This window comes from Pseudomonas sp. P105 (assembly GCF_032614175.1).
In the GTDB taxonomy this organism is placed as follows: Bacteria; Pseudomonadota; Gammaproteobacteria; order Pseudomonadales; family Pseudomonadaceae; genus Aquipseudomonas; species Aquipseudomonas rhizophila.
Genome location: NZ_CP126693.1, coordinates 3,543,390 through 3,566,544, shown reverse-complemented (window position 1 = coordinate 3,566,544; position 23,155 = coordinate 3,543,390). Strand labels below are relative to the sequence as shown.

19 protein-coding genes are annotated in these 23,155 nt (G+C 59.9%); 9 read left to right on the top strand and 10 right to left on the bottom strand.

Annotated elements, in window-relative coordinates; genetic code table 11:
• The first annotated feature begins 114 nt into the window (after window positions 1-114).
• Window positions 115-1,356 (top strand): cation:proton antiporter, encoded by a 1,242-nt coding sequence (locus tag QOM08_RS16020; protein ID WP_188250744.1) that lies wholly within the window; start codon window positions 115-117, stop codon window positions 1,354-1,356.
• 69 nt (window positions 1,357-1,425) lie between these two features.
• Here QOM08_RS16020 and QOM08_RS16015 read toward each other — a convergent pair whose 3' ends face one another.
• The 7 genes from QOM08_RS16015 to QOM08_RS15985 all read right to left on the bottom strand — a co-directional run bounded on the left by QOM08_RS16015 (window position 1,426) and on the right by QOM08_RS15985 (window position 10,479).
• Window positions 1,426-2,790, bottom strand: coding sequence for an MFS transporter (locus tag QOM08_RS16015; RefSeq protein WP_160892116.1), 1,365 nt, complete (start codon window positions 2,788-2,790; stop codon window positions 1,426-1,428).
• 52 nt (window positions 2,791-2,842) lie between these two features.
• Window positions 2,843-4,072 carry an OprD family porin gene (locus QOM08_RS16010; RefSeq protein ID WP_316911792.1) on the bottom strand — a complete coding sequence of 410 codons (1,230 nt, stop codon included), beginning with the start codon at window positions 4,070-4,072 and terminating at the stop codon, window positions 2,843-2,845.
• Between the two features lie 119 nt (window positions 4,073-4,191).
• On the bottom strand, window positions 4,192-5,556 hold the full coding sequence (locus tag QOM08_RS16005) for an MFS transporter (RefSeq protein ID WP_188250745.1): 1,365 nt from the start codon (window positions 5,554-5,556) through the stop codon (window positions 4,192-4,194).
• Between the two features lie 82 nt (window positions 5,557-5,638).
• Window positions 5,639-6,916: an FAD-dependent oxidoreductase gene (locus tag QOM08_RS16000; RefSeq protein WP_047225576.1), complete on the bottom strand. Its 1,278-nt coding sequence runs from the start codon at window positions 6,914-6,916 to the stop codon at window positions 5,639-5,641.
• Window positions 6,917-7,007: 91 nt separating this feature from the next.
• Window positions 7,008-7,490, bottom strand: a complete 483-nt coding sequence (locus QOM08_RS15995; RefSeq protein ID WP_047225577.1) for an aconitase X swivel domain-containing protein — start codon at window positions 7,488-7,490, stop codon at window positions 7,008-7,010.
• Entirely contained in the window at window positions 7,487-8,770 is a 1,284-nt protein-coding gene (locus tag QOM08_RS15990; protein ID WP_047225578.1) for an aconitase X, read from the bottom strand. The genes QOM08_RS15995 and QOM08_RS15990 overlap by 4 nt, the downstream gene beginning before the upstream one ends.
• Window positions 8,767-10,479 (bottom strand): dihydroxy-acid dehydratase, encoded by a 1,713-nt coding sequence (locus QOM08_RS15985; protein WP_188250746.1) that lies wholly within the window; start codon window positions 10,477-10,479, stop codon window positions 8,767-8,769. Before QOM08_RS15985 ends, QOM08_RS15990 begins: the two co-directional genes overlap by 4 nt.
• Before the next feature lie 122 nt (window positions 10,480-10,601).
• Here QOM08_RS15985 and QOM08_RS15980 point away from each other — a divergent pair, with 122 nt between their 5' ends.
• The 3 genes from QOM08_RS15980 (at window position 10,602) to QOM08_RS15970 (ending at window position 14,690) form a co-directional block, all read left to right on the top strand.
• Window positions 10,602-11,534 (top strand): LysR family transcriptional regulator, encoded by a 933-nt coding sequence (locus QOM08_RS15980; protein WP_316911791.1) that lies wholly within the window; start codon window positions 10,602-10,604, stop codon window positions 11,532-11,534.
• 102 nt (window positions 11,535-11,636) lie between these two features.
• Window positions 11,637-12,878: a thiolase family protein gene (locus tag QOM08_RS15975; protein WP_188250748.1), complete on the top strand. Its 1,242-nt coding sequence runs from the start codon at window positions 11,637-11,639 to the stop codon at window positions 12,876-12,878.
• A 57-nt stretch (window positions 12,879-12,935) separates the two neighbouring features.
• Window positions 12,936-14,690 (top strand): acyl-CoA dehydrogenase, encoded by a 1,755-nt coding sequence (locus QOM08_RS15970; RefSeq protein ID WP_188250749.1) that lies wholly within the window; start codon window positions 12,936-12,938, stop codon window positions 14,688-14,690.
• Between the two features lie 36 nt (window positions 14,691-14,726).
• On the opposite strand, the gene QOM08_RS15965 is transcribed toward QOM08_RS15970, so the two are convergent.
• From QOM08_RS15965 to QOM08_RS15955, 3 genes are read right to left on the bottom strand one after another with little or no spacing between them, the layout of a single operon-like run.
• Complete coding sequence (locus tag QOM08_RS15965; protein ID WP_160892122.1) at window positions 14,727-16,121, bottom strand: sensor histidine kinase; 1,395 nt, start codon at window positions 16,119-16,121, stop codon at window positions 14,727-14,729.
• Entirely contained in the window at window positions 16,090-16,776 is a 687-nt protein-coding gene (locus tag QOM08_RS15960) for a response regulator transcription factor (RefSeq protein ID WP_139049834.1), read from the bottom strand. Before QOM08_RS15960 ends, QOM08_RS15965 begins: the two co-directional genes overlap by 32 nt.
• A complete protein-coding gene (locus tag QOM08_RS15955) occupies window positions 16,776-17,591 on the bottom strand; it encodes a MipA/OmpV family protein (RefSeq protein WP_188250750.1) in 816 nt (271 codons plus the stop codon). The genes QOM08_RS15960 and QOM08_RS15955 overlap by 1 nt, the downstream gene beginning before the upstream one ends.
• 330 nt (window positions 17,592-17,921) lie before the next feature.
• Between QOM08_RS15955 and QOM08_RS15950 the strand changes: the two genes are divergently transcribed.
• From QOM08_RS15950 to QOM08_RS15930, 5 genes are all read left to right on the top strand, one after another.
• Window positions 17,922-18,626 (top strand): heavy metal response regulator transcription factor, encoded by a 705-nt coding sequence (locus tag QOM08_RS15950; RefSeq protein ID WP_047225586.1) that lies wholly within the window; start codon window positions 17,922-17,924, stop codon window positions 18,624-18,626.
• Window positions 18,626-19,999: a heavy metal sensor histidine kinase gene (locus tag QOM08_RS15945; protein ID WP_047225587.1), complete on the top strand. Its 1,374-nt coding sequence runs from the start codon at window positions 18,626-18,628 to the stop codon at window positions 19,997-19,999. Before QOM08_RS15950 ends, QOM08_RS15945 begins: the two co-directional genes overlap by 1 nt.
• A gap of 134 nt (window positions 20,000-20,133) precedes the next feature.
• Window positions 20,134-20,394: a DUF2790 domain-containing protein gene (locus QOM08_RS15940; RefSeq protein WP_316911790.1), complete on the top strand. Its 261-nt coding sequence runs from the start codon at window positions 20,134-20,136 to the stop codon at window positions 20,392-20,394.
• Between the two features lie 44 nt (window positions 20,395-20,438).
• Entirely contained in the window at window positions 20,439-21,494 is a 1,056-nt protein-coding gene (locus QOM08_RS15935; protein WP_047225589.1) for an oxidoreductase, read from the top strand.
• Window positions 21,495-21,563: 69 nt separating this feature from the next.
• Window positions 21,564-22,889: an NTP/NDP exchange transporter gene (locus tag QOM08_RS15930; protein ID WP_188250752.1), complete on the top strand. Its 1,326-nt coding sequence runs from the start codon at window positions 21,564-21,566 to the stop codon at window positions 22,887-22,889.
• The last annotated feature ends 266 nt before the right edge of the window (window positions 22,890-23,155 follow it).

The following is a 23,155-nucleotide window of genomic DNA, read 5'->3' as shown; positions in this document are numbered from 1 at the left end:
TTTCAAGACCCATTAATCAAAAGGCAGCGCGGTATGCAAGGTATATGCATGCAGCCATGCCCCCACGCTTGTCGCACCTGAAATGTAGTTAACCCCAATGGACGTCTCTGCCCAATGCTAGACATTATTGCGATATTCCTCTGTATCACAGCAGTACTCGCTTACCTCAATCGGCGCTACGTAGGGCTACCCCCGGCCATTGGCGTGATGGGTATTGCCTTGGGCTTATCGTTATTGAACATGGCCTCCGATGCGCTGGGCTTTCACTCCCTGCACACGCTTGAGCAATCACTGGTGGAGTCCATCGACTTCTCCGAGTTGCTGATGGAGGGCATGCTGTCATTGCTGCTGTTCGCGGGGGCCCTGCATGTCGACTTGTCGCAACTGCGCGCCTATCGATGGCAGGTGGCGTCCCTGGCTGTGGTTGGCACGACTGTGTCGACGCTGTTCATCGGCTTCGGGCTATGGTGGCTGCTGTCTTTTACCGACCTGGAGTTGCCGCTTGCCTACTGCCTGGTGTTCGGTGCGCTGATTTCACCCACCGATCCGATTGCGGTCATGGGCATTCTGAAATCCGCCGGTGCTCCAAGTAGCGTGGAATTGGTGATTTCCGGAGAGTCGCTGTTCAACGATGGGGTCAGCGTTGTGCTGTTCTCACTGATTCTGGCGATGATCGCCAGTGGCGACGCGCCCTCCGTTACCGGCGTTTCGCGGCTCTTGCTGGAGGAGGCGGGCGGCGGTGCGCTTTTGGGCGCGGTTGTTGGGTACGTCACGTTCCGCATGCTCAAGAGTATCGACAGCTATCAGGAGGAGGTGCTCATCACCCTGGCCGCTGTGCTCGGCGGATATGCCCTGGCCACTCATTTGCACGTGTCCGGCCCGCTGGCGATGGTGGTGATGGGGTTGATCGTCGGTAACCATGGACGCTCTTATGCCATGTCTGAGCAGACCGAGAAAAACCTGGACATGTTCTGGGAGTTGATTGACGAAATACTCAACGCGGTCCTGTTTGTACTGATCGGTCTGGAAGTGATTCTGATCCACTTCACCAGCCCGCTCATTGTCACGGGCTTGATGGTGATCGTGCTGACCTTGTTCTCGCGTCTGTTGACGGTAGGCGTCCCGATAGCGGTCCTGGGGGAGCGTTTCCGGTTACCTGAAGGCTCCTGGAGCGTGCTGACGTGGGGTGGGCTGCGCGGCGGGATATCGGTGGCCCTGGCGTTGTCGTTGCCACCGGGGGATGCTCGCGATGTCGTGGTTGGCATGACCTACCTGGTCGTGGTGTTTTCGATTCTGATCCAGGGTATGACCATCGGTAAGCTGGTCAAGCGCGTGATTCCTTGCTCGGGCGAATAGCGCTCATGCAAGTCGTGGACGTGGCTCCTTGACTTGCATGATTCTGCGTCGCTGCTGCGTTGAATGTTTCTAGGGCTGCGATGTGGTCAGAAGCTCGGCGCTCACGGTTGAGCGCCGATCAATGCGTGCCACGACATAGGCACACACTCCAAGTACCGCAGGGCATAGAGCCAGTACTGCGAAGCTTTTCACCACGGGCATGCCGCTGTTGAGCACGTAGGCCCCGAGTAACGGCCCGCATACAGAGCCGATCTTACCCATTGACGCTGCCCATCCGGCGCCGTTGCCGCGAATGGCACTTGGGTAGAAAACCCCAGCGATGCTGGTGATGCCGTAGTGGCTGCCTTTGACGAAAATAGCGCCCATCAGGCTCAGTGCAATAAAGGCGTCTCCTTGCAGTTCGCCAATGCCCAGGACCAGCAGAAAAGGTAATGACAGCAGGGGATAGATCATCACGGCGTAGGGCCCCCGGGTGTCGACCACTCGCATCAATACGAGCCCGGCCATGGCGCCGCTGAACGAGGCGAAGGAGCTCACCCATGATGCAGTCGCCCGGTCGAAACCGGCGTACTGGTACACCAGCGGGCTCCATGACGCGAGAAAATACATGGCCATGGAGCTTGCTCCAAAGCCAATCCAGATCATGGGAGTGATCCATTTCAGTTTGCCGATGAACAACTGTCCGACACGGAAAGGTCGGTGACCGATGTCGATTTCATCGGCAAGAAAATAGCGGTCCCCGGCGCGAAGATCGATGTCTGGATCCAGGCGCCTGAGGATCCGCGCCACGGTTTCGGGTCGTCTTTGCTTGCTCACCAGAAATCGCACCGATTCTGGCAGGGTGAAAAACAACAGCACACTGGAAAGCAACGTTGCGATGCCGCCCAGCGCGAACACACTGGCCCAGCCATAGTGGGGAGCCATCCACACGGTTAGAGGGCCGGCAACCGCGCCACCCAGGCTGAAGCCAACCATGATGATTGTGATCACGGTTGCACGGTAGCGCTTGGGCACAAACTCGATATTCAGCGCCCAACAGAGTGGCAACATGGCGCCCAAGGCAAAGCCATTGAGAAAGCGCAAGATCAGCAGCGAGGCGTAGCTATCGGCCAAGGTGAACAGCAACGTCATCAGGCCAAAGGCGCTGGTGGACAGGATGATGGTCGGGCGACGGCCGATCCGGTCACCCAGATAACCGAAAAAGAATCCACCCAACATCATGCCGAACAAACCTATGGAAAAGATGTTGCCCAGTTGCAACTTATCCAGGCCAATGTCCTCGGCCATGTAGGCGGCGGTGTGGGAGAGCATCAGCAAGTCGAAGCCATCGAGGAAGGTGATCAGCACCGACACACAGATGATCAGATAGTTGAAACTCGACAGTCTGCGCCCCTCAATCAAGGCGGCGACGTCAATTGCGCGTGACGGGATCATGATTGCTCTCCGCACAGTAAGATCCAAGTGAGCGTGTTCCGGCTTGCCGGACTCACCACAGTTTCCAGGTGTAACCGACGATCAAGCGATTTTCATCGAGCTGCTGGGTCAGACCATCCCCCGACCGGTACGTGACGTTGCGCCAGCGCAGGTTCAGGCCCTCCAGGGCACCGCTCTGGAAGACGTATGTCAGGTCGGTGTCACGTTCCCACTCACTGCCGTCGTTGACCGTACGGGTGCGGATATCGCTGCCTTTCACATAACGGGTCATGAACGTCAGGCCCGGTATCCCAAGCGCGGCGAAGTCATATTCGTAACGCAATTGCCAGGATTTTTCGTTGGCTTTGGTGAAGGAGTTGTAGGTGACGAGGTTCGCCACATACGGAGTACCGGTGTCGATCACGGGGAACACACTGTCTCCGGATAGGTGCTGGAACGCGGCGGCGAATCGCTGGGCCCCGACGGTCACAGTGAACATGCCATTGAAGTTGCGGTTATCGATCTTCCCGGCTTTTGCCGCGCCTGTGTCGCTACTGTCGACGTAGCGCAAATCGGAGCGCAGGCTCATGCCTTCCCCCAGTGGCAGGACGTGAATCACTCCGGAAAAGTGCTGGCGGTAGATGTCCTGCAGTTCACCCTGGTGGTAGCGCAGGGTCAGGTTCTTGCCCAGCGTATAGTCGCCGCCGAGCAGGTCCAGATGATCGCTGCTCTGGCCGGCATAGCTGATGTCGTCATTACTGGAGGAGTCGCGACCGTTAGCCTCTGTCAATCTCGCTGCGGTGACGGTCAGGTTCTCGACTTCGCTCGACGTCAGGTAGGCACCGGTGAAGGTCGAGGGCAATAGTCGGGTGTCGCTGTAATACGCCAGCGGGTGAATAGGCATCAGGGTTCCTACCTTGAGCCGGGTCTGGGACAGACGCATTTTGGCGGTCAGTCCCAGTTCGCTGTACTCGTCGACAGGCTGGTTGCTGTCGGGCCCGTAGGGCAACAGTGCGGTGCCCCGTCGACCTCGGCCCGAGTCGAGCTTGATCCCCAGTTCACCCAAGGCGTCGAGACCAAATCCAACGGTACCTTCGGTGTAGCCAGACTGAAGTTCGGCGAAGAAACCTTGGGTCCATTCTTCGGCCTTGGCCTGGGGGGCGCCACTCTGGCGAAAGTCGCGATTGAGGTAAAAATTGCGCGTGGTCAACGTCGCGCTGCTGTCCTTGAGAAAGTCTGCCTGGGCGTAGCTGCCGTGGCAGAAGAGGGCAAATGCGGTGAAGATGGCTAGATTCCTGTTCATTTTTTTATTGCTCTCAGGAGAGGGAATACGATTATTCAGGGCGAGTTTTGCCTGACCGCGTCGGTGACGACGCGGCGCAGCAGGCGTGGCTCAAGGTGTTGTGAATCAGAGGCAGGCGGTCACGTCTGTGACGGGGCCGGCAATGGATCCACCGCAAGGTCGTGGCGGGTCAGGTGACCGATGACGAACGCACAGGCGGCCAGCATTGCCGGACATATGGCCAGGACCAGGAAGCTCTTGACCACTGGCATTCCGCTGTTCAGTACATAAGCGCCCAGCAATGGGCCGAGGATCGAGCCGATCTTGGCGATCGAGGTGGCCCAGCCCGCGCCATTGGCGCGGATAGCGCTGGGGTAGAAGACCCCGGCGATACTGAGGATCCCATAGTGGGAGCCTTTGACGAACACGGCCCCGACCAGGCTCAGCATCAGGAACGCGGTGCCCTGCATGCCGGTGATGCCCAATACCAGCAGGAAAGGCAATGCCAGCAGCGGATAGATCATCACCATGTAAGGGCCGCGGGTATCGACGAAACGCATCATCGCCAAGCCCGCCATTGCGCCGCTGAACGAGGCGATCGAACTGACCCACGAAGCTGTCGCGCGGTCAAAGCCTGCGTACTGATAGACCAGTGGACTCCACGAGGCGAGAAAGTACATGGCCATGGAACTGGCGGAGTAGCCCAGCCAGATCATCGGGGTAACCCATTTCAGGCGGCCGATAAACAGCTGGCTGACCCGAAATTCCTTGCGGCCCAGATCTGGTTCGTCCAGTAGGACGAAGCGGTCGCCCGGTCGCACATCCAGGCTCGAATCCATACGCTTGAGCGTTGACGTGATTTTTTCCGGGCCTTTGCGTTTGCTGGCCAGAAACCGCACCGATTCGGGCAGGGTGAAAAACAGGAGCACGCTGGCGGCCAGGGTCAGTACACCGCCGAACACGAACACGCCCTGCCAACCGATATGCGGCGCCAGCCAGACGGTGATCGGGCCGGCCATCGCGCTGCCCAGGCTGAATCCGACCATGATGATGGTCACCACCGTCGAGCGATAACGCTTGGGTACGAACTCAATGTTCAAGGCCCAGCACAACGGCAGCATGGCACCTAGGGCGAAGCCGTTGAGAAAGCGCAGGACCATCAGCGATTCATAGCTGTTGGCCAAGGCAAACAGCAAGGTCAACACGCCAAATGAGCAGGTGGAAAGAAGAATGGTGGGACGCCGCCCGATTCGGTCACCCAGGTAGCCGAAGAAGAATCCACCGAGCATCATTCCCAGCAGGCCGATGGAGAAAATCTCACCCAGCTGGATCTTGTCCAGACCGACCTCATCGGCAATGTAGGAGGCCGTGTGCGACAGCACCAGCAAATCGAAACCATCGAGGAAGGTGATCAGAACCGAGACCAGAATCACCACGTAGTTGAAGCGTGAAAGTTTGCGACCTTCTATAAGCGCCGCTACGTCCAGGGTGCGGGACTGTGACATGTGCGTTCTCCACTGCATTTTTTATTTTTGTTGGAGTGGCGCCCCCCTATGGATGGTGGGCGCAGTCGAACTGCTTTAAGCACTATTCCAGATTGAACGCCAGCCGCTCGCGCAATGCCGGGGCAGGTATATCACTCAACCTGCCATCGGGGCCCGCGAGGTCCAGCGCGTGGGCCGCAGCGGCCCCCATTGCGATACAGGGGCCCATCACCCGGACACTCGACAGCGCGGCCGCATCGGCGTCGATGCAGCGACCGGCCACGACCAGGTTATCGCTGCCTTGGGCAAGCATGCTGCGCAACGGCACACTGTGAACGTGATCGTCACCAAAGGGCTCCCACTGGTAACCGCTGGTATTGCCGTGCAATTCCACCGGCCAGGAGGTGCGAGCTACCGCATCCGGGAATATCGTTGCCGCCCGCACTTCGTCAGTCGTCAGATGGTGATGTCCGACGATCCAGCGGGTCTGGCGAATACCTGGCAGCGCGTACGCCCGTACCTTGGCCTTGCTGTAGGCCTCGGGGTATTCCGACTTGAGGAAGTTGATGACCTGGTCCACCTGCTGGCGTCCGGCGATCGCGACATGGGAAGCGGCCACCGGATCCAGAGGCGTTTCGATGTGAGTCATGTTGAAGGCTGCGGTGCCACGGCCGGGGAACTGAAAGAACAGTCCGTCGTCGCGTTCGATACCGTAGCTTTTGGCTTTTTGTTTGACCCGTTCGGTGAACTGCGCGCGGGTGGGCAAGTACGCTTCATTGATATGCTCAAGGACGAACATCTGGGTGCCATAGATGGGGGTGTCCGGCTCGCGACAGGCAAGTCCGGCATTCCAGACTAACGCCGCGTCTCCGCTGGCGTCGATAAAGCCGTTGGCTGCGACACGCACATCGCCGTAGCGAGTGGCCAGTTCCACTTCGCGGATCCGCGGACCTTCGCGCACGACATCGCGTAACACCGCACCGAGCACCACGGTGATCCCGGCGTCGAGCACTTTCTGGCCAATCCATCGACCCAAGGCAACTTCGTCGTAGTAAACAACAGTCGTCAGGGGGCCAATGGCCTGGTGCAAGTCCCCCGAGGCGCCCAGGTCACGCAGGATATCGTCGGCGATTCCGTGGGTCAGCAACCGGCGGTTCGGACCATTGGAGAACAACCCGCAGAAGGTCCCGATAATTGAGCCGACCGCCTGGCCGCCGAGCATCGGCAAGGCATCGAACAGCACTACGCGTTTGCCGAGCGCAGCGGCCTCCAGAGCGGCGGAAATACCGGAGATACCCGCGCCGGCAATGCATACGTCGGCCTGCAAGCGTTGAGCGGTGGGGGCGCTGGTACGGCGTACCGTGCGAATGACATGAGCCATAAAACTACCTTTGAGATGTAAAAAGGGCAGCCGATCCCGAGCCCGATGACCAAGGGTTACGGGAGCGGTTGTTGCGGCTGGCAGATTCCGGTTACGACAGGTCTCGCCTTCGCTCCGACCCGGTCGGGTGTTGCGATACGAACTGATCGGTTTGCAGCTGACGCGGAGTCACTTCAACGGTCCCGGCGTCGGCGTCGACGCGAACCCAATCCCCGGTTTGAATCCGGCTCAACGGGTCTTCGGTGAAGTCGGTCATGGCGGGCGCATGGACGACCACGGCGCCAAGGCCCATTTTTGCGGTCATTTCGTTGAACAACATGGCGCCAGGGGCTACGCCGGCGAGGCGAGCGATATGGAACTGCGAGGACCAGCCGGACGAACCTTTGGCGCCGGGAAACACCAGCACTTTGCCGGCGAAACTGATGCCCTTGAGTTCGTGACGGGTCTCGATGACGGTGCCGCTGCGCGGGTCGATACCGCCCCAGCCGGAGATGCGGTCCCGGGTCACCAGGGCCTCGCCTTCGAAACAGCCGCCGACGACCTTGCGGCCTTTGAGGGTGAAGGTTGTGCTCATCTCAATACTCCTTTCCAACGGCCCTCGATGGCGGCCTGGACGCAATCGGCGGTGCTACCGAACCACGCCTGGATACCCATGATCGCCGGCAGGTAGTGCGCCTGTTTGGCCGAATCGACTGCCGCCACCCGCGTGCCCGTGGGAAGTACCTTGCCAATGGCTGAGCAGGTATCGGTCATCAGATGCCCGCCGGCCTGTTCGATGATGCGGGTGTAGCCGGCGACGTCGGCCAGTTGTTTGATCGACGCCGCCGTAAATATCCAGAGCTCGGTATTCGGACTCAGGCGTTGGCCTTCCAGCAATTGGCAGACCTCCCAGATCTGTTCGAGGCTGTAGTGCGGGCAACCGAGCATCACGAAGTCAATCTCGTCATCGCGAGCGGTGATATTGACTTGCTCGTAGGCCCAGCGCCGTTCGGCCTCGCCGAAGCGCATTGCGGCCAGGGGAGGGGACGCGCCAAACGCCTGCTCGCTGGTTTGGGCTTCAGGCGTCACCCCAACCAGGTGATACATCTCCACCCCACCGCTGGAAGCCGCCGCCGCCCCGAAGTGCTTGAGGCGAGCCAGGTTGGGTTGGTGACTCACGCCTTGGATGACCGGGATGCGGTCCTGCACCTGCTCGCCGACCCAGTAGCCGAGCAATCCCCAGTCCGCCGTGGTACTCACGTCTATGTCCAGCTGGATCAGGTGGGTACCGCGACGGTTTTCCTCGATGTGCAGGCCCCAATAGGGGATCTTGCCGGTCAGCATCGCCGCGCCCGTGCTTTCCCGGCCTTCGGCATTGGTGCGGGCACCGAGTACCGAGTTGATATAGATCACCGCAGAGGATTCCATCCATGCGCAGTGTTCGCCTTTTACCGGCACGTTGCCGACTTGATAAGGCGTACAGGTATTCAAGGGTTGTACCCCCAGACCGCTGCTGTAAGCCTGACCTGTTTCATAGATGCGGACCACGTCTGGCGAGATGCCTTGGCGTACAGCGTGCCGGGGGTCGATGCCTTGCTGCAGGTGGCTGCTCGGGACCTTGACCCGAGGAATCTTGACCAATTCGGCGCTGTCGAGGTTGAACTCGCTGAACACCGCATCCATACCGCCATTTTGGTCTGCGTACTGACGCAGAAAGGGCGTGGTGGCTCCGATGGTACCGGCGACATTGCGCGTATCCACCAGACATTGCGCATCCAGGGCTTCGCCATAGCGCACCAGCAACTCCATGGCTTTTTGCACCGCCGGACCTTGATCGCCAGCGAGCATGGCTTTTTCGTCGTCGCGCAACTTCATTGCGGTTGCTCCCCGGGATGGGTGATATCCAGTGGCTTTATCAACACCGCACCGTGTTCCATGGAGGACACATTGTGGCGGTATATATCCAGCCAACCACCACCGAACTGGGGGGCCGCAGGTATCCAGCGGGCGCGTCGGGCTTGCATTTGTGTTTCGCTGATATTGGCGTCAAGGGTGTTGAGATCCAGGTCGATGTCGATGATGTCCCCGTCTTCCACCAGTGCGAGGGGGCCACCGACGGCTGCCTCAGGAGCCACCTCCGCCACGACCAGGCCTTTGCACACCAGCCCCGAGAGGTGACCGTCAGTCAGCATTGCCACGTGGTCACCCAGCCCGGCCCCGTCAATGGCGAACACTACCTTCGAGGCGCCACCGCCCATGGCGGGCCCGCCCTGTACACCTGCGCCCCGCATGACCACGACATGGCCGGGCTGAATGCGTCCATCCTGCAACGCTTGGATGGCATCGGCGGAGCGCTCGAAACAGATCGCGGGGCCCTTGAACTGGCGTGGCTTGCGCGGGTCGATGCCGTATTTGACGATGCCGGCCTGCGGGGCAATGTTGCCGCGCAGCATCACGATGGCCGGTTGCGTGGCAAAGGGAGCGTGCAACGGGCGGATCACCTCGTCGTCACTGACGGTCACCCCCTGCAGGTTTTGCGTCAGGGTTTTGCCGGTGACGGTCAGCACGTCACCGTGCAACAAAGGTTCAAGGCGCTTGAGCAGCCCACGGCCACCCCCCGCTGCTTCCATTTGCTCAATGCTGTGTTCGCCCACTGGTCGTACGCCGACCAGCACCGGTATCTTTTTTCCCAGTTCCCTGAAGAGTTGGTACACGTCCACGTCAATGCCACCTTCAGCCGCCACCGCCTGCATATGTTTGATGGTGTTGACCGAGCCTCCGGCGGCGAGAATTGTCGCAACGGCGTTGGCAAAGGCAGCAGGCGTCAGGATGTCGCGAGGTTTGAGATCTTCCTCGATCATTTCCACAATGCGCTTGCCTGCCTGATGGACGAAATCGAACATCTGCGGGCTATTTGCTGCAATAGGGGAACTGCCGGGCAAGGCCATGCCCAAGGCTTCACATACCAGATGCATGGAGTTGGCGGTGCCCATGCCCGAACAGACCCCAGGCCCTCTGATGGCGTTGCGTGCCATGCCAGCCAGTTCCTCGACGGGCAGTTTGCCGGTGACCACGTGCATGGAGCTGATGAATACATCTTCGATATCGACGTGCTGGCCATTGTATTCGCCGCTTGGCTGATACCCGCACACTACGATCAACGTCGGGATGTTCAGCCGGGCAGCTGCCATCAACTGACCGGGTACTGTTTTGTCGCAAGAGGCCAGGCAGATCATGCCGTCGAGCTGAGCGCCTTCGACCGCGACTTCGATGTCATTGGTGATGAGGTCTCGGGCGGCGAGCATATAGGCGCCTCCCGCACCGGCACCGGTGATGAAGTCACTGGGCGCGGCCGTACGAATTTCGAAGGGCAGCGCACCGGCATCGCGTATCGATTGCTTGAGGCTGGCAGCGATACCATCCAGATGACTGAAGCAAATCGCCAGGTTCGAGGACGAGTTCACGATGGCGATTTTCGGTTTTTCCAGCTCGCTCTCCTCAATGCCCAAGGCGCGCCACTGGGCGGCGCGCACAGCCCACAAGTAGGATCCGTAGGGGAAATTACTGCGTAGCTTCTTGGGCATGATTCGCTCCGTTGTTTTTATTAGATGTCGATTCGGTTAATTACCTTAACGATCTTGTACCGAGTCTAGGCTTCGACCTAGAATCCGAAAACCTTATTTTACTTATAGATAAAATCCAAAATATGGATATCAAGGACGTCGATCTCAACCTGCTGAAAGTCTTCGATGCGCTGCGCAAAAAGCAAAGCGTGACCCTGGCCGGTGATCTCATGGGGCTTAGCCAGCCAGCCATGAGCTTCGCGTTGGCCAAGTTGCGCACGCTGTTCGATGACCCATTGTTCATTCGCACTTCACGTGGCATGCAACCTACGGCCAGGGCCCTGCAGATCGCTGAGCCGGTGCAACGGATTCTGGAGATGGTCAGCAGCGAGGTGTTGCCATCCACCGGTTTCGTTGCCGAACACTCCGAGCGACAACTGGTGCTGTGCATGTCGGATATCGGCGAAATGGTGTTCCTGCCCAGGTTGATGCGGATGCTCGACAGTAAGGCGCCCCAGTTAAGAATCCGTACCCTGGCGTTGTCCTCGGAGCAGTTGGAGGAGGGGCTGGATGCCGGCGAGGTGGACGCGGCAATCGGCTATTTTCCGCGCTTGCTCAATACCTCGATCCGGCATCGCGCGTTGTATCGCCATTCGTTTGTCTGCATCGTTCGTCGTGATCATCCCACCATCGGTGACAGCATGAGCGCCGAGCAATACCAGAGCGCAATGCATGTCACGGTCCAGCCTGACGGGCGTGGAATGAGTGGACTGGATCGTGAGCTGGCGAGCCACGGCATCACCCGTCGAGTGCGTTTCAGCCTGCCACGGTTTATGGGCGTGCCATTTCTGGTGGCCGAGTCCGACATGATCGCCACTGTACCCTTGGCAGTCGGACGCAGGTTTGCCGACATCACGGATGTGCGCCTGGTGCCGCTGCCTTGGGATATTTGCGGATACGACATTCACCTTTACTGGCATACGCGGTTCCACCATGACCCAGCGAACCGCTGGTTGCGACAATCCTTCATTGAATTGCTCGATGACTTTTCTCCCGCAGACCAGATACAGATTTAATAGGTATCGGAAATAGTTAATTGACATAACTAATATGGCCGGTTAGTTTTTTGCTCACCTTCAAGTTCGCAACAAGAGAGCAGAAGCCATGGAACTCAGGGCGTGAGCAGTGCAGGGCAATATTCAGCCTTTGTCGATGTAGCGATTTTCGATGCGGTGCGCACCCCCTGGGTTGATCTTGGTGGTGCCCTGGCCCAGGTTTCGCCTATCGATCTTGGGATCAAGGTTGCTCGTGAGGTGCTGGCCCGGGCCGGCATCGATCCTATGGCCGTAGACAACGTGCTGGCCGGCTCCATGGCCCAAGCCAGCTTTGACGCCTATTTGTTGCCGCGGCACATCGGGTTGTACAGCGGCGTGGCGCAAACGGTTCCTGCGCTGGGGGTACAGCGCATCTGCGCCACCGGCTTTGAGCTGCTGCGCCAGTCTGCTGAACAGTTGCGCGATGACGTTCAGTTAGCCTTGTGCGTGGCCAGTGAATCGATGTCACGCAATCCGATCGCCGCCTACACCCACCGGAACGGGTTTCGTCTCGGTAGCGAGGTGCAATTCAAGGATTTTCTCTGGGAAGCCCTGTACGACCCGGCCCCCGGGGTGGATATGATCGCCACCGCCGACAACCTGGCGCGACGCTATGATCTGTGTCGCGAGGCGGTGGACCGTTATGCGTGCGACAGTCATCAGCGAGCCTTGCAGGCCCAGCGCGCAGGTGCCTGGTGTGAGGAAATCGTCCCCATCGATAACCAGGTGTTCGAACTGGAAGGCTATCAGCCAAGGGGCATCAGCCTGCCGCGCGGCACCGGTATCGTCACCCAGGACAGCCATCCACGACCTACTGACTTCTCGGCTTTATCGCGCCTGCGGGCGTTACATGTGGGGGGTGTACAAACCGCCGGTAATAGCTGCGCAGTCGTCGATGGTGCGGCGGCGGCCCTGGTAGGACGAGGCTCGGCCTGCACGCGTGTGCCCCTGGCTCGCTTGCTGGCCAGCGCGGTGGTCGGTGTGGCCCCGGAGTTCATGGGCATCGGCCCGGCACCAGCGATCCGTCTGTTGCTGCAACGCAGCGGATTGAGCCTTGATGACATTGCCCGTTTTGAGATCAACGAAGCCCAGGCGGCCCAGGTACTGGCGGTCGCGCAGGAGTTGGAGCTGGATCATACGAAGCTCAACGTCCAGGGGGGCTCTTTGGCCGTCGGACATCCACTGGCTGCTACCGGCCTGCGGTTGGTCATGACCCTGGCCAGGCAGTTGCGCCAGCACAATCTGCGCTACGGGATAGCCGCAGCATGTGTCGGTGGTGGCCAGGGCATGGCGTTGTTGATCGAGAATCCGACCTGCCACACCTGAGTTTATGCCCGCCCGCAGTGGTGGGGCGGTCTGTTTTATATCCTGACGAGGTGACTTATGTGGAGCTACCAGGCGCCTCTGCGCGATATGCAATTTGTGTTTGAGCATTGGTTGCAGGCGCCCGCCACATGGCGTCGCTGTCAGGCGTTCGATGCGCTTGATCTGCCGTTGGCGATGCAGGTGCTGGAGGAGGCGGGGCGCTTCACTCAGAACGTGCTGGCCCCGTTGAACAGCAGTGGCGATCGTCAGGGTTGCCGTTGGAGGGCAGGCCATGTCAGTACCCCGGACGGCTTTGCCAGTGCCTATCAGGCCTACGTTGACGGTGGCTGGCCAGCGCTGGCTTGTGGCGAGGCGTTGGGTGGACAGGGGTTGCCGCAATTGCTCGATGCCGCGCTGCAAGAGATGCTCTATGCCAGCAACCATGCCTGGGCCATGTACACCGGCATCGTCTACGGTGCGTACCTGTGCCTCAAGAGCCATGGTGCTCCTTGGCTGCAAGAGCGCTATCTGCCCGAGATCGTCAGTGGCCAAACCCTGCCTACCATGTGTTTGACCGAGCCCCAGGCAGGCAGCGATGTCGGCCTGCTGCGCTGTCGCGCCGAGCCTGGCGTAGATGGCAGCTATCGCCTGCATGGTAACAAGCTGTTTATCTCCGGCGGCGAGCACGACCTTACGGAAAATATCCTGCACTTGGTCTTGGCACGCTTGCCCGATGCGCCGTCGGGCAGTCGCGGCATCTCTCTGTTTCTGGTGCCCAAGCGACTGGACGATGGCCAGGCCAACGGTGTGCGCTGCGACGGTCTTGAACACAAGATGGGTATCAAGGGAAGTGCCACTTGCTCCCTGGTGTTCGATGGCGCTCAAGGCTGGTTGATCGGCGAAGCCAATCAGGGCCTGGCGGCGATGTTCGTGATGATGAATTCGGCGCGCTTGCATGTCGGCCTGCAAGGCTTGGGGCATACCGAAGTGGCGTGGCAGAACGCGAGGAAATATGCCGCCGAGCGCTTGCAGATGCGCGCACCGCTGAGACCCGAAGGGGTGCAAGCGCAGGCTGCCGACCCGCTTCACTATCATCCGGCCATGCGCCGGGTGTTGCTGGAGTTGCGCGCTGCCAGCGAAGGCATGCGGGCCATCGGCTATTGGGCCGCCCATTTGCTGGATCAGGCCGAACATGCCGTGGATCCACAGACCCGACAGCATGCCAGTCAACTGGCGCAGCTGTTGACGCCGATCATCAAGGCGTTCTTTACCGAACAGGGTTTCCGCCAAGCCAGCAGCTCCTTGCAAGTGTTCGGCGGTTACGGCTATGTCACCGAGTTCGCCATTGAGCAGACCTTGCGTGATAGCCGCATTGCCATGATCTATGAGGGCAGCAACGAAATTCAGGCCAATGACCTGCTGCTGCGCAAGGTGCTGGGAGACCATGGCCAGGCGTTTGGCTTGCTGCTGGCGCAGCTGCGCGAAGAGGCGCGGCTGGGTGGCGACTGGGTTGAGTGCCAGGGGTTCGCCGCGGCCCTGGATAATCTCTGCAACTCGCTGGCGGCTGTGGTCGAGGACGTGGTCGAACGGACACGAGAAGACCGCGAGTACCCCTATCGAATCGCAGGGGATTTCCTCCAGTTGTGTGGCGTAACGCTGCTGGCCTTGTCCTGGGCGCGGGCAGCACGGGTCTCCAGGGCATTGCCTGAAACGGATCCGCTACGTGCCGGCAAGTTGCAAAGCGCGGGGTTCTTTTTTGACTACCTGCCGTCCAGGCTGGCACAGCATCTGGCTGCTATCGTTGATGCTCGGGCTACCCTGGCGTTTATCTGAGGGGCGAGGGCGGGGTGTTCGCCCGAGCGCGAGTACTCAAACCCGGATAGGGTCAACCAACCGCTGCGGCCAAGACAACTCAAACAGCAGGCCCGGCTCCGCGCGCTTTGCAGACAGCATCCAGCCATGGGCCCGGGCAATTTCCTGGCAGATCGTCAGGCCAAGCCCCGCGCCATGATCACGGCGATGTGGCCCACGCCAGAAGCGCGTGAACAGGTGCGGCAATTGCTCGCGATCAACGCCGGGGCCCCAATCGCGCACCCTGAGTGCGCCCGCGCTGACGTGCATCCTGACCTCAGTACCGCGGGGGGCGTGTTGAATGGCATTTTCCAGCAGATTCTTGAGCAACGTGAAGAGCGCGCTTCGATCGGCCTGCCATTGGTCGCCTTCAGGCGTTTCGTCAACCAGAACAAGACGTACGTCGACGGCCTCGGCCATACGCTGCAGATAGCCGCAGGCTTCCCTGGCGACATCGGCTATTTCCACTGTGGCAAAACTGTAATTCTGAACCTCACTGGCTTCGGTCAGGAGCAGCAGTTGCTGGACTTGCCGTGTCATATGCGCCACATCATCGAGCAGGGCATTGTGCGCGTGACTGTCTTGCATCAGTTCGATTTGCGCGCGAATCAGCGCCAGCGGTGTTTTCAACTCGTGCGCGGCGGTTGCAAGAAACTCCTGCTGGACACGATAACCTCGCTCCAGGCGCGCAAGCGCCTGGTTGAAGCTGGTGACCAGCGGCTCGACCTCGGACGGCACGGTTTTTACCTGCAACCGCGAGTGCAGGGAGCGAGGGGAGATGGCCGCCGCTGACTCCGACACTTCACGCAAGGGTTTGAGGGTGTAGCCCAACGTGAAATAAGCGCAGGCGCCGAAGACGAACAGCAGCACCAGGCTGAACAGCGCGATCCCGGCCCCCATGAATGGCAAGGCAAATCCCCCATGGAGCAAATCCATTAGCCTTTCGCTGGCGGCAAATTGCAGATACCAGGTCTTGCCTTGGTGCTCGACAGCCGCGGTGGCGGCGTACATGACGATGCCTTCACGTTCGAACTTGAATCTCGGTTGTTGCGATGGAGGATTCGATGCGACTGAAGACCAGAACGTCGCGTCGGTGGAGGTCAGGACCACATTGCCCGTTGAATCCAGCACGCGGTGGCCGATTTCCCGCCCCAGGCTATCGAAGGTCCAGACTCGGTCACCCTCGCTGCTGTCGAAGCCGTTGGGCCGGCCAGTGGCATCGAACTGGAGCTTGCCGGCCAGTTCATGGGTGCGCTCGGCGACGTCGGTGGTCAATAAAATATCGCTCTTTGAGGTGACGAGCGCGAGCACCCCTAATGCAATCAGCAGAATACTCAACCCCACGCCGACCACGTAGGCGAGCAGCACCTTGAAGCTGATGCTATTGCGCCACGTCCTCTTGACGAAGGGCATAACCGAGACCTCTGAGGTTGATGATTCGTTGGCGGGAGCCGATGGCAAGCAGCTTGCGGCGGATCCGGTGAAGGGCCACATCCAGTGCGTTAGGCGTCACGGCTTCGCTCAAGCCCCAGCCTGCCGCTTCTATCGCGGCGCGACGCACGATTTCTCCTGGCTTTCGCAACAGCAACAGCATGATCTGCATTTCCGCCGGCGCGAGAGGAATGCTTTGGCCGGCACAACACATGATGCCGGTATCGGGTTGCAGGCTCAGGTCACCATGACTCGGCGCAAGTGGACGACAGTCCACGGGACGCCTTAGCAACGCCCGCACACGCGCGACCATCTCATCCATGGCGAATGGCTTGGGCAGATAATCATCTGCTCCAGCATCCAGGCCTGCGACACGGTCGTGCAGCGCGTCGCGCGCCGTGAGAACAAGGCAGGGCAAGCCAAGCCCGGCGTTGCGCAAGCGCTGCAACAAGACGAGCCCGTCGCCGTCCGGCAAGCCGCGATCAAGAATCAGCGCCTGGTAAGGGACCCGCCCGATAGCCGCCCACGCGCCATCGATGCGGTTGACCACATCGACGGCGATGCCGGCGCTCGCCAGGCCTTTGCACACCAGATGCGCCAATCGCTCGTGGTCTTCGACCAGCAGAATACGACTCATCAGAAGCGGTACAGGTAGCCGAAGAGCACGCTGTTTTCAGTAGAACGGTCTACCAGCGGGCTGTCCTTGATCTCATCGGCGAGGCGGGTGGCCTTGACGTCAAGGAACACGGAATGATGGTCATCGAACATATAGTTTCCACGAACGCCAAGTTCGGTATTGAGGCCGGATTTTCCATCATAGGCCGCTCGATCAATGCGAGCTTCACTTTCGCGAACACCAAAATAATAATCAACGTACTTTTGGTCCTGCCATATCGCCGCCACTCGTGGCGTGAGGGTGAGGTGTTCACCCCATTGCCAGGATCTCTCAAGACCCAGGGTGAAGCGCTGGCCCTTGCTGTTGCCCGATACGTCCGCCAGCCACTGGGCGCTGACATCGGCCAGAGGGTTGCGCCACTGCACCTTGGCGCCCGCCCAGAAGCCCCCTTTACGATCACTCATGCCATCCAGGAAGCGGGCATCGTCGTCGTCATAACCACTGAAGTCGTATTCACCGACGATGCTCAGATCCAGTTGCTGGGAGTCGTCGAGAGTGAAACCCGGCAGCTTGATCTCGGCGGTAGGGCCGAATACTCGTACGTAGTCATTTTCAAAGTAGATCAATGGTATGGCCTGAGTTTCACGGTCGACGCCCTTGTACGGCTGCTGGCTGCTGACCGCCCCAATGCCAAGGCCCCAGGATGAAGTCGACTCGGCGTTTGCCGACTCAGCGGCGAGCGCGACCATGGATGAGCACAGACCGAGCACCAAGGCTTGAGTGGTGGCAGTCAACCGGATCGCACTTGAAACGGCAGACAGGGGCGTGCAATGCATGGGGTTCTCCAGATCGATAGGATGAAAGCGACCCTATCGTCGAAAAGTTCTTCTTACTCGACACTTACCATCAACCGACATCGATCCCTTCCTGGTAAGAGTCGCCAAGGATTCCCTATCCGATAGTGGGCACCGGTGCCCTGCAGCCCTTTGAATATGCTTGTCAGTCGATTCTGACAAGAATGTCAGCAAGCGGTCAGTTTGCGGACACCTTGATTGTCTAGACTGGTGGAGGGTAGCTACAGGCTACTTTGCAGGTCGTGTGCAAAAATTACCCAAACCTGGATCCCTGATTGCCCGGTTGTCCCGCTTCCCGAGAGGAGTTACCTGATGCGCTTGCTCATCGTCGAGGACGAAGAAAAGACGTCCTCCTATGTGCATCGTGGCCTGAGTGAGCTCGGCTACATTGTCGATGTGGCGAGTAACGGCATCGATGGGCTGCACTATGCGCTGGAAATGGACTATGACGTCGTGATCCTGGATGTCATGTTGCCGGGCAAGGACGGTTACAGCGTGCTGGAGGGTTTGCGCCAGCAGAAGAAAACCCCGGTCATCATGTTGTCGGCCAGGGGGACGGTGGATGATCGCGTTCGCGGGTTGCGCGAGGGCGCTGATGACTACCTTGGCAAACCTTTTTCCTTTGCCGAACTGGTCGCCCGCGTTCAGGCATTGATCCGTCGTCGCACCGCAGACACGGCTGACCTGACCCATCTGCGCATCGACGACCTGGAGGTCGACCTGCAAGCGCGCAAGGTGACCAGGGCCGGGCTGCGGCTGGATCTGACGGCCAAGGAGTTTTGTCTGTTGAGCCTTCTGGCGCGGCACCAGGGAGAGATTCTTTCCAAACTGATGATTGCCGAGCAGGTCTGGGACATGAATTTCGACAGTGACGCCAACGTGGTCGAGGTTGCGATCAAGCGCGTCCGGGCCAAGGTCGATGTGCCTTATTCGCGCAAACTGCTGCATACGGTCCGGGGCATGGGCTATGTACTGGAAAGTCGTGAAGCCGATGCCAGTCAAGGCAGTACCCGGTGATGAAGGGGTCGATAGCCAAGCGGCTGGCATTGATGTTTGCGCTGGCGGTCTTGCTGATCATCTCTATCAGCGCGACGCTGCTGCGCTGCTCATTGAAGACATCGCTCGAAGATCAGATGCAAAACGAGTTGATCCTGCGCCATTCCGTACTTGATCCCGTGCTCACAAAATACGATTCACCGGCATTCTGGGTCGGTTTGCGTGAAAAGCTCGATGGCCTGACGCCCACGGATCAGCGGGTGCGTTATTGGGTCCTGGTTGACGACCCGGCCTACAGCTATGGCGGAGCGATGCCGGACGGCCAGGATTGGTCGAAGCGCCCGGATGGATTTTTCAGCATGGCGATACCTGAACGGGATCGTCCCATGGTGCTGCAAGTCAAGACCATCTCTGCCATGGGTAACCGCCCGGAGTTGCGCTTTATCGTGGGGCTCGATTCCACGCCGTTCATGAAGACCCTGGACCATTTCACCAAGACGCTGATCCTGACTTCGGCGCTGGGCATCGTACTGGTCGCACTGCTGGGTTACTGGATCGCGCGTTTCGGCCTGGGGCCGGTCAGGCGCCTGAGCCGTCAGGCCAACAGCCTGCCGCCGGGTGATTCAAAGCAGAGACTGGACACCGAGGCACTGCCCGACGAGTTACAGGAACTGGCGGTGTCGTTCAACGGGGCCCTGGCTCGCCAGGAGGCCGCCTGGTGCCAGCTCGAAGGGTTCAATGCCAATGTCGCCCATGAGCTGCGAACGCCGCTGACCAACCTGATCGGGCAGACCCAGGTCGCGTTGGCCCACGGGCGTGATGTGGCTGAGCTTCAGGATCTGCTGCAATCGAATCTGGAAGAGCTTGAGCGCATGGGCACCATCGTCAATGACATGCTGTTCCTGGCGGGTGCCGAAAGCGGGCAGCGTGCGACCGAGCTCAGTGATGTCTCGCTCTACGAGGAGGCGTCCAAGACGGTGGAATACCTGGAGCCTGTCTTGCACGACAAACAGTTGGACGTGGTGATCAAAGGCGACATGCGCGTATGCATCGACCGACGCCTTTTTCACCGCTCTTTGGCCAATCTGCTGCAAAACGCGGCGCGATACGCGGTGCCGCAGAGTACCATTACTGTAAGCCTGGAACGTCTTGGCGCGCAGGCCAAGGTAAGTGTTTCCAATGCGGGTGAGCCCATTGACGAGGTGCACCTGCAGCGCTTGTTCGAGCGTTTCTATCGCGCCGATGTCGCCCGGGCGCGAAGCGACGCACACCATGGCCTGGGGCTTTCCATTGTGCGGGCAGTAGCGTCCATGCACGGTGGCCGTGTGTTCGCCCATAGCAAGGATGGCTTCAATACCTTCGGATTCTCCCTGACCAGCCAGGCAGCCCGCTAGTCGCCGTCAACCGATGGCCGGCGTGGCTCGCCGGCGTTTGACATCTTCCTGTCAGTCAGCAGTCACCTTGACGTCAGTCACCTCCCCCTAGAGTGCTACGACCATCCCGGTAAAGGACAGTCGTGGAGTCCACTATGAACATTCAAAACGTGTCGATCGCCAGTCTTCTGGCATTCATCACTCTGAGCGGTTCGCCTCTGTTCGCCGAAGAGAAATCGGATGTGCCTGCCTACGAATATGGCATGCCGCTGGATATCGCCAGGGTCATCCGCATTGAAGAACCGGAGTCGCGGGTGTGCGAGGTCGTGCGCGCAAAGATGACCTACGTGAATACACAAGGGGTCACAGAGCGCGTCAGCTTTCTGAAGCAGTCTGAGGTGTGCGTGCTCCAGTGACCGTTCGGCAGTGCTGGTTCTTCATCCAAATAGAGAGCTCAACCATGTGCATCAGAACAGCAGCAACCGAAACGGGCCTTTCAAATAACTTGAGCCGACTGGTGAAGCTGGCTCGAACACTGACCGTTGGCGCCGTGCTGCTAAGCGCGGTCAGTATCGATGCGTCCAGCCGCGTCGCGCCGAAACCGGACTGGTCGACCCGCGACATGCCTTCCCAGGAAGGTCGAATCGTCCTGATCACCGGCGGCACGAGCGGCATGGGGTACGAGGACGCACTGGCACTGGCCCGGGCCGGCGCCGACGTCATCATTGCTGCGCGCAACCCGGAGCGTGGCGCGCAGGCCATCGCGCAAATCAAAACGTCCGTACCCGACGCCAAGGTGCAGTTCGAGGCCGTGGACCTGGCCAATCTTTCATCGGTGCGCAGCCTGGCCCAGCGTCTCAATCAGAGACTGCCGCGCCTGGATGTGTTGATCAATAATGCCGCCGTCATGGCGCCTCCTGAGCGGGGTACCTCCGCGGATGGCTTCGAGCTCCAGTTGGCGACCAACTACCTGGGGCACTTCGCACTGACCGGCCTGCTGGTGCCGTTGTTACGGCAAAGCCAGGACGCTCGCGTGGTGAGCCTTTCGAGCATCGCCGCGGCTCGCGGAACAATGAACTTCAACGACCTGCAGGCTGAGCAGCAGTACCAACCTTTGGCCGCCTACGCGCAGTCCAAGCTGGCCATCCTGCACTGGACTTTTGCCTTGCAGCAGCGCAGCGAGGCCGCAGGTTGGAACATTCGCAGCATCGCTGCGCATCCAGGCGTCGCCGTCACCGAGTTGGTCGCGCGTGGTCCGGGTCTGAACAGCGAGTTCGGCCAGCGATGGGCCAAGGATCGCGACGTATACCATTCAGCTGCCCAGGGGGCGCTGCCCACGCTGTATGCCGCCACCGCGCCTGAGGCGGTTGGCGGTGCCTACTACGGCCCCACCGGCGACGAGGAAAAACGCGGCCCATTGGGCTTCGCCAGGATGCCGCCGGCCGCCACCCATGAGGCGGATGCCGAACGGCTCTGGACCGTCTCCGAGCGACTGACCGGCGTCACCTACCGCTGATCATGCCTTGGGCACGGCAATCCGTTGCGTGCCCACTCTCTTGCCTGTTGTCGCCTTCCAGGAGTCTCCATGAGTGCGCCTTCCTACTTGCATCGACTGAGCCTTGCCGTGAACGCCCGTGACGATGAGCTGCGTCCGGCGCTGTGCGGGTTCTTGTTGTTTCTCTGCCTCTTTACTGGCTACTTCATGCTGCGCCCGATACGTGAATCGATGGGCATCGCGGCGGGCGTGGAGAATCTGCAATGGCTGTTCACTGCCACGTTCCTGGTGATGCTGGCGGCCGTTCCGTTGTTTGCCTGGGTCAGTTCCCGGGTCCCGCGCCTGCGCCTCGTTGATTGGGTGTACGGCTTCTTCGGGATCAACTTGCTGATGTTCGTTGAACTGTTCGAGTTTCAATCGGACAGCGTCTGGCTCGCCCGTACTTTCTACGTATGGATATCGGTTTATAACCTGTTCGTGGTGTCCGTGGCCTGGAGCCTGATGGCGGATGTATTCGACAGTGAACAGGCCAAGCGGCTGTTTGCCTTCATCGCTGCCGGCGCCAGCATCGGCGGTCTGCTGGGGCCGGCCCTGAGCGCGGCCCTTATTGATGCCATTGGTGCCTCGGGCTTGATGTTTTTGGCCGCGCTGTTGCTGGGTGTCACATTTGTATTGAAGCGGGCGCTGATGGGCTGGCGCGAAAAGGGCGGGGCTGGGCGGCCTGGTGCGGCACCGACGCAAAGCCCCGGGCAGCCACTGCAGGGCAATCCGTTCAGCGGTTTGACGGCGGTGCTCAGGTCACCCTACCTGTTGGGGATCGCCGGGTTCGTCGTGCTACTGGCGACGGTCACCACCTTTCTCTACTTCGAGCAGGCGCGCCTGGTGGCCGAACATTTTCCGAGTCGTGAGGCGCAGGTCCGGGTTTTCGGCACCATTGACTTCATCGTGCAGGCTGGCGCTCTGGTGTCTCAGCTGTTCATCACCGGGCGCATTGCGCCGAAGCTGGGGGTGCGTGCGTTACTGGCGATCGTGCCGCTGCTCATGTGCATCGGGTTCGTGGGTCTTGCGCTGGCCCCCGGCTTCGCACTGCTTGCCGCCCTGATGATCGTGCGGCGAATCGGTGAATACGCGTTCGTCCGGCCGGGCAGGGAAATGCTCTTCGCACCCTTGGATGCCGAGAGCAAGTACAAGGCCAAGAACTTCATCGACACCGTGGTTTATCGCGGCGGTGATGCGCTGAGCGGTTGGGCCAAGAGCCTGCTCGACATGCTGGGGCAGGGCACTGGCCTGGCGGCTCTGATCGGCGCGGGCTGCGCGCTGCTGTGGGCCTATCTGGGATGGCAATTGGGACAGCATGCCGATAACCAGCAGCAGGCACGGGGAGTGGCCGCCAGCGCCCGCGCCGTCGAAACATAACCCGGAGTACATAAAAGGCCACGCGGCGGGAGTGCGCGGGGTGGTTCATCATCGCATGAGTCCTGCCGGTCATCGGGTTCCCGGAATGCGCTGGAGATCAAAGTTTTATTCTGAAAAGTGTGCAGGCTCAGACGAACTTTCAGCGGTGTTGAACTTAATCGATAAAAGTATATTTCGGTCAGCGAATTAATGGAGGCGAATGCTCGGAAAGAATGCCCGGCAACCCATTGGGTAACGGGCCTATATTGATAATTTTTGTCCACTTG

Coding starts and splice junctions, on each gene's coding strand:
- QOM08_RS15980 (WP_316911791.1), top strand. CDS start 10,602: ATGGATATCAAGGACGTCGATCTCAACCTGCTGAAAGTCTTCGATGCG.
- QOM08_RS15960 (WP_139049834.1), bottom strand. CDS start 16,776: ATGAGTCGTATTCTGCTGGTCGAAGACCACGAGCGATTGGCGCATCTG.
- QOM08_RS15985 (WP_188250746.1), bottom strand. CDS start 10,479: ATGCCCAAGAAGCTACGCAGTAATTTCCCCTACGGATCCTACTTGTGG.
- QOM08_RS16010 (WP_316911792.1), bottom strand. CDS start 4,072: ATGAACAGGAATCTAGCCATCTTCACCGCATTTGCCCTCTTCTGCCAC.
- QOM08_RS15995 (WP_047225577.1), bottom strand. CDS start 7,490: ATGAGCACAACCTTCACCCTCAAAGGCCGCAAGGTCGTCGGCGGCTGT.
- QOM08_RS15940 (WP_316911790.1), top strand. CDS start 20,134: ATGAACATTCAAAACGTGTCGATCGCCAGTCTTCTGGCATTCATCACT.
- QOM08_RS15945 (WP_047225587.1), top strand. CDS start 18,626: ATGAAGGGGTCGATAGCCAAGCGGCTGGCATTGATGTTTGCGCTGGCG.
- QOM08_RS15970 (WP_188250749.1), top strand. CDS start 12,936: ATGTGGAGCTACCAGGCGCCTCTGCGCGATATGCAATTTGTGTTTGAG.
- QOM08_RS15950 (WP_047225586.1), top strand. CDS start 17,922: ATGCGCTTGCTCATCGTCGAGGACGAAGAAAAGACGTCCTCCTATGTG.
- QOM08_RS16020 (WP_188250744.1), top strand. CDS start 115: ATGCTAGACATTATTGCGATATTCCTCTGTATCACAGCAGTACTCGCT.
- QOM08_RS16000 (WP_047225576.1), bottom strand. CDS start 6,916: ATGGCTCATGTCATTCGCACGGTACGCCGTACCAGCGCCCCCACCGCT.
- QOM08_RS15935 (WP_047225589.1), top strand. CDS start 20,439: ATGTGCATCAGAACAGCAGCAACCGAAACGGGCCTTTCAAATAACTTG.
- QOM08_RS15930 (WP_188250752.1), top strand. CDS start 21,564: ATGAGTGCGCCTTCCTACTTGCATCGACTGAGCCTTGCCGTGAACGCC.
- QOM08_RS16015 (WP_160892116.1), bottom strand. CDS start 2,790: ATGATCCCGTCACGCGCAATTGACGTCGCCGCCTTGATTGAGGGGCGC.
- QOM08_RS15990 (WP_047225578.1), bottom strand. CDS start 8,770: ATGAAGTTGCGCGACGACGAAAAAGCCATGCTCGCTGGCGATCAAGGT.
- QOM08_RS15955 (WP_188250750.1), bottom strand. CDS start 17,591: ATGCATTGCACGCCCCTGTCTGCCGTTTCAAGTGCGATCCGGTTGACT.
- QOM08_RS15965 (WP_160892122.1), bottom strand. CDS start 16,121: ATGCCCTTCGTCAAGAGGACGTGGCGCAATAGCATCAGCTTCAAGGTG.
- QOM08_RS16005 (WP_188250745.1), bottom strand. CDS start 5,556: ATGTCACAGTCCCGCACCCTGGACGTAGCGGCGCTTATAGAAGGTCGC.